Source organism: Thermopolyspora sp. NPDC052614, from assembly GCF_040678635.1.
Classification (GTDB): Bacteria; Actinomycetota; Actinomycetes; order Streptosporangiales; family Streptosporangiaceae; genus Thermopolyspora.
In genome coordinates this window covers 48,531-54,733 of record NZ_JBFATZ010000032.1, presented here as the reverse complement: position 1 = coordinate 54,733, position 6,203 = coordinate 48,531, and the positions used below count along the sequence as shown (strand labels likewise).

Below are 6,203 nucleotides of genomic sequence, written 5' to 3'. Positions count from 1 at the left end.
CTGTCGGTGATGGCCCACGGCCACCGCCCGGACGTCGCCCGGGCCTTCGTCAAGCTCCTCGGCGACCTTCCCGCCGATGACGCAACGTCCCTGTTTAATTACACTATCGACATGGCCCCGCCGCCGACCCGCCAGCTTCTGGAGGAAACCGTGACCACCTACGTCACCGAGAACAGCCCCTGGGCACAAAACATCTACCGCAAAGGCCAAGCCGAGGCACGAGCCGAGGGACGGGCCGAGGGACGAGCCGAAGGAGAGGCGTCCTCCGTGCTCTCCGTCCTCCGCCTGCGCGGCATCGAGGTTCCCCCCGACCGGCAGCAGCAGATCAGCACCTGCACCGACCTCACCCTCCTGGGCCTGTGGCTGCAACGCGCCCTCGACGCCCGCCACATCGACGACCTCTTCGACGACACTCCAGGACCGCAGCCCCAGCCCTAGCGAGCGCCGACACGCCCCAAGACCGCCCAGCCCAGCCTTCGACTTCGACGGGTGCACCGCCCCGCCATGCTTGGAACCCGCAGGCGATCGCGGCGGCCGGCCATACCTGCCTCGAACGCCGCGCTCCGTGATGAAAATTTCTCAGTGAGGTGAACGCTCGCCCGGATCTGCCCACGCTCAATGCCTATGGTCCATCCGAGGCCACCATCGAGGTGACGTTCCATAGACTGCGCCAGGCGGACCCGCGGCCGGAGCGAGTACCCATCGGTTACCTCATTCAGGGCGCGGAATCAGGGCGTAGGCATGGTCGCAGCCTGCGGTCCCCGGTCGGACATCCCTCCCCGGCCGGGCGGTGTGCGGTCGGGCGCGGCCGGAGCTTGGGCGTTTCACCCGGTGGGGCGGAAAAGGGTGCCCGGGCTGTCCTCGCCGAGGATGGCGCCGAGGCAGCGGAAGGTGCGTACGCCGCGGCCGAAGGCCTCCTGCGAGGGGGGTACCAGGGCCAGGTGCCACTTCTCCGCGGGGACCTGGCGGGCGCGGCCGACGCGGGAGGCGAGCAGGACCTGGCGGGTGCACAGGCGCTTGACCATGGGGTGGCGTTCCAGTTCGTTGGCGTTCCAGGTGGTGCCGTCGATGGGCAGGGGGGCGATGGCGAACGTCTCCCAGACGTGCCGGTCGTCGCAGGCCGCCCGGTTGACCGTGACCGAGCCGAAGACCGAGAGGATGCCGCCCCAGCACTCGGGCTCCGCCACGCAGGCCGCGTTGGCGCCGGCCACCTTCGCCGCCGGGCAGGAGTCCGTCGTCGTACGGACCTGCTCCACCGGCGTCGTGGCCGGGGGTGTGCCGCCATCGGTCGTGGCCGGGTTGAGCCGCGGCTGACCGGTGGTGGTGCCAGTTGGTTGCCGGTGTTCCCCGAGCGTGAGCCCGACCCCGACGGCGAGCAGCACGGCGAAGACGACGGCGATGGCGACGAAGATCTTGGCGTTGCCGCCCTTCTCCGGAAGCGGAGGGAGCGTGGCGTGGGTGACCGCCCGCTTGGCCGCCGGGCCGGTCTCCTGCAGGTGCAGGTCCCGCCCGCCGGGTCCGTTTCGGTACGGCGGGTGCGTGGCGTACAGGTCGGGGCGTCCCGCGACGGGAGCGCCGGGAGGCGGACCGCCGGGCGGGCCTCCCGGACCCCGGCGGCCGGACGGTCCCGGCGCATATCCGTGGGGCACGGGGTGCGGACCCGGCGGTGGCGCGACGGCGTGCGGTCCGACGCCCTGCGATCCAGGGGGGCCGCTCGCGGGTCCGGCACTGGGACCGGGCGGCGGATACGGCGCGGAGCCCCGGCCGCTGCCCGGGTGGCCGCTCGCCGACGCCATCCGTGGGTCGTGCGGGGGGTCGTGCAGTGGGTTGTGCAGTGGGTCGTGCGGTGGGTACGGCGCGGGGCCCAAACCGCCGGGTCCGCTTCCGGGTCCGTGCTGCGACGCGGCGGCCGGGTCGGCCGACGGCCCCGGCCCGGCGGGCGGGTGGCCGGTCAGCGGCACCACGGCGAGCGCGTCGCGGAGGGCGGCGGCGCTGGGCAGCCGCTCGCGCACGTTGGTGGCCATGCCGAGGCGCAGCACGGCGGTCAGCTCCGGGGGCACGCCGTCGATGTCCGGGATCGGCAGCCGGTGCAGGGCCAGGATGACCGAGATGTTGACGACGCCGCCTTCGGGGAAGCGCGGCGGGCGGCCGTTGAGCAGCGCGTACAGGGTGGCGGCGAGCGAGTACACGTCGCCGGCCTCGGTGGGCTCGCCCAGCTCGAACGCCTCCGGCGGGGCGAAGGCGGGGGTCAGCGACTCCAGCGTCACCGACATCTCCCGGCCGGGCGCGGGCATCGCCGCCAGGCCGAAGTCCGACAGCGCGACCATGCCGAATCGGTTGATCAGGATGTTGCCCGGCTTGACGTCCCGGTGCAGCACGCCCTGGGCGTGCGCCGCCGCCAGCGCGTCGGCGATCTTGACGCCGATGTCGCGCACCTCCGCGGCGGGCAGCCGCCCCTCCTGCCGCAGCCGGTCGGCGAGCGACCCGCCGGGGCACAGCTCCAGCACCATGTACGGCCGGCCGTCCGCCAACGTGCCCGCGTCGTACACGTCGGCCACGTGCGGATGCCCCGACACCGACCCCGCCGCGGTGACCTCGCGCATGAACCGGCGGCGGTCACGCTCGGCGAGCAGCGGGCGGTTGTCGACCTTGACCGCGACCTCGCGGCCCACGGCGAGCTGCCTGGCGCGGTAGACGACCCCGAAGCCCCCCTGCCCGAGCACGTCGAGCACCTCGTAGCCCGGCAGGTCCAGCAGACCCGGCTCGCCCATCCGTCACCTCATATGCGATTCCGCCCAAGCCTTTCCCGCGGGCACGTTCGCGACCGTCCCCGCCCGGCCGGGCACGGAGGCGCGTGGGAGCGCTCCGTCAGGGCCTTCCGGCGGTGTCGGCCGTCCGGATCCCCTCCGCGTGTCACCGGGTCGCCGTCGGAGGACCCGCGGCGGTGACGCGGATCCTCGTGGGGCACCCTATCGCGGGCTCAGACGGGCATGCGCGGATGAAACCGTATTTCCTTCCGGAGTCAGATCTTGGTAACGCATAGGACAAAGACCCACCCACTGGTTGATCTGGTCAGCTAACTGATCGTGTACGGGCCGGTCCGGCATGTCACCATGACGCTCGTTCATCGCGGCAGATCGGGGGTGTCGATCGTGCATTGCGGGAGGAAAACGTGCGTGAGGATGCGGTCGTCGATCCCCAGGAGACGACCACGGACCAGGACGTGCCCGGCGTCCCGGCGACGAACGGGCGCGTGGTGGACGCGCCCGGAGAGCCGGACGAGCCGAACAGCCCGGACGAGCCGGATGTGCCGGATATGCCGGACGGTCCGGGCGACCCGCATGTGCCGGACGGCCCGGATGTGCCGGATGCGCCGGCCCCGGACGAGCCGGATGAGCCGGACGGCTCGGATGAGCCCGGGGAGATGACCCCGGCGGCCGTCGCCCGCATGCTGGAGGAGTACCGCGCGCTCGTCGCCGAACACGGCATCACCTGGGGCGACGGGCCGGGCGTCTACGTCAGCCAGATGCGCACCGACCCCTTCCTCATGGGCTACGACTTCTGGGGCGCGGCCTTCGCGCTGGTCGCCCGCGAGTATCCCGACGCCCTCCCGGACGAGTACGGGCGGCTCGTCGCCGAGCTCGACATGGACGTGGTCGTGCGCGACGCCCTCGCCGGGGACGTGCCCGACAACCTCGCCGTGCTGCGCCTCACCCCGGGCGGCGTGGAGTTCGCGGCCAGGACGCAGGCCGTGCTCGACGACGGCACGTCCTTCCGCACCCGGATGCTGCTCGACTCCTCCCGCGAGGACGAGGTCGTGGTCACCGTGGACGGCACGCCGTACCCGATCGCCCCCGGCGGGGCGCGCGTGGTGGACGTCACCGCCACGAGCGAGGTCCGGGTCGCGGGGGACGCGGTCGAGCTGACCGGGCTCGTACGCCGGGCCACCCGGGCGCGGCTGCGCCTGCGCGCCGGGATGCCGTGCCGCTGGAGCGTGTGGGGCGAGGACGGCCAGGGCTGGTACCCCGACGGCGCCCCGCACAAGCGGGACTACCACCTCCTGCCCTACTTCCACGGCGACGACCTCGTCCTCGATGTCCCGGCCGAGCCGCTCACCGTCCGGGCCGCCCGGGGCATGGAGTACGGCGTGGCCGAAACCTCGATCATCCCCGAGGCCGGCGCCGAGACCCTGGTGGAGCTGTGCCCCCGCCGCCTGCGCGACCCGGCCGCCCGCGGCTGGTACGGCGGCGACATGCACGTGCACATGAACTGGGCCGGGGACATCGTCGGCACCCCCGAGCTCGCCGCCGCCATGCAGCACGGCGAGGACCTGCACGTGCTCAACCTCGTCGCGGGCAACGTGGCGACCGGCCGCGTCTACGACAAGGCCGCGCTCGAACACTGGGCGGGCCGCGACCTGCCCTGGTCGGACGCCACGCACATCGCCCGCATGGGCGTGGAGTACCGCAACGACCTGCTCGGCCACTTCTACGCCTTCGGCGCCGACGGGGTGCCCGCCCGCTTCCACAGCGGCTTCGCCGGCGACGAGGACTGGCCGCCGAACGCCGAGGCGTGCCGGGAACTGCGCGGCATGGGCGCGGTCATCGGCTACAGCCACCCCTACCACGTGCCGCTGTCCGCCGACGCCCCGCCGAGCGAGGTCGTCGGCGTGCTCATGCGCGACTGCGCCGCCCGCGAGAACGTCGTGGACGCCGCGCTCGGCCTCGTCGACGCCCTCGACGTCGTCAACCACTCCTCCATCGAGGCCACGGCCACGGTGTACCGGCACCTGATCGGGGCGGGTAACCGGCTCGCCGTGACCGCCGGGACCGACGCCATGGTGTCGTTCACCCGGCGCGGCAACCAGTCGAATCCGCCCGGCTGGGGGCGCGTCTACGCGAAGGTGGACGGGCCGCTCACCGCCGCCTCGTTCGCCGAGGCGATCCGGCGCGGCCGTACGTTCGCCACCACCGGGCCGTGGCTGGAGCTGTCGGTGAACGGCCGCGGGCCCGGCGACGCCCTCGACCTGCTGCCCGGCGACCGGGTCACGATCACGGCGAAGGTCGTGGGGGAGGAGGCCGAGCGGCTGGAGATCCGCACCGCCGGCGGCGTGCTCGCCTGCGCCGAGGTGCCCGGCGAGGAGACCGTTTTGGAGACCGAGCTCGTCGTCGGCGAGCCCACGTACGTCGTCGCCGTCGCCACCGGCGGCCCGCACCCGCGCGTCCTGCGCGACGGGACCCACGTCCACACCAGCCCCGTCTACCTCGACGTGGGCGGCCGGCACGTGGCCCGCGAGGAGGACGTGCGCTGGTGCCTGGAGTGGCTCGACCTGCTCGCCGTGGCCATCCCCGCGTACGCCCGCCTGACCTCGCCCGAGCACCTCGCCGATTACCTCGGCCTCATCGAACGCGCCCGCGCCGTGTACCGCTCCCGCCTGGGCGGGCGGTGAGGCGGCGTGCGTCGGTGGGCGTCGATAAGCGTCGGTGGGCGTCGGTGGGCGGCGTCACAGGTCCAGACGGGAGGGGCCGAAACGGTCGCGGAGGAAGCGGCCCTGGTCGCGCAGCGACTGCTCGTCGCCGCGGTACACGGCCTCGGCGATCTTGTCGAGTTCGGTGGCGAGGAGGTCGAGCTGGGACAGGAGCTCCTCGTGCGCGCTGCGTTCGCGTTCGCTTCGGCGGGTGAGGGCGTAGGTGCGGGGGAGGTTGGCGTAGGCCTCCAGGCCGGAGGGGAGGTAGTCGCGGATCATCTGGGAGACCACGTGCAGATGGTCCGGGGAGGTGGTGAGGGTCTCGGCGCGGGCGAGGACGGCGCGCAGGGCGTCGGCGAGGGCGTTCACCTTCGCCAGCACGTCCTCGGGGAAGCGGCGGCTGGCGCGCACGTCGTCGAGCAGGGCGTCCAGGTCGGCGGTGAGCTGCTTGGTCTCCACCTCGGCGTGGGAGACGGCCAGGTGGATCCGTTCGGGCGGTGCCAGCAGGGCGCCCACGCCGTACAAACCGGCGACCACGACCGGCCAGAACCGCCCGGCCAGCCCCAGCAGGACGAGCCCCGCGCCGGCGAGCGCGAAGCAGCAGCCCCAGATGTTGCGCCGTGAGCCCAGGTAGTCGAGCGTGGCCGCGCCGATGTTTCCCGGCCTCCGGTCCGCAGGCCGCCTCCTCCGGGGTTCGGTCATCTTCCGGTCCTTTCGGCGCGACCGGCCGCTGATT

The 6,203-nt window shown here is 73.4% G+C and carries 3 protein-coding genes and 1 pseudogene; 2 read left to right on the top strand and 2 right to left on the bottom strand.

Translation table 11 applies throughout. The annotated features are described in order from the left end of the window. Positions 1-438, top strand: a pseudogene (locus AB0K60_RS36650) (hypothetical protein); the annotation flags it as partial. Between the two features lie 386 nt (positions 439-824). Here the strand turns inward: AB0K60_RS36650 and AB0K60_RS36645 are convergent. Further along, positions 825-2,771: a serine/threonine-protein kinase gene (locus AB0K60_RS36645; protein ID WP_364066134.1), complete on the bottom strand. Its 1,947-nt coding sequence runs from the start codon at positions 2,769-2,771 to the stop codon at positions 825-827. A 401-nt stretch (positions 2,772-3,172) separates the two neighbouring features. On the opposite strand from AB0K60_RS36645, the gene AB0K60_RS36640 reads away from it, so the two are divergent. After that, positions 3,173-5,449, top strand: a complete 2,277-nt coding sequence (locus AB0K60_RS36640; RefSeq protein ID WP_364066132.1) for a CehA/McbA family metallohydrolase — start codon at positions 3,173-3,175, stop codon at positions 5,447-5,449. A 54-nt stretch (positions 5,450-5,503) separates the two neighbouring features. On the opposite strand, the gene AB0K60_RS36635 is transcribed toward AB0K60_RS36640, so the two are convergent. Next, positions 5,504-6,169, bottom strand: coding sequence for a hypothetical protein (locus tag AB0K60_RS36635; RefSeq protein WP_364066130.1), 666 nt, complete (start codon positions 6,167-6,169; stop codon positions 5,504-5,506). Positions 6,170-6,203 lie beyond the last annotated feature (34 nt).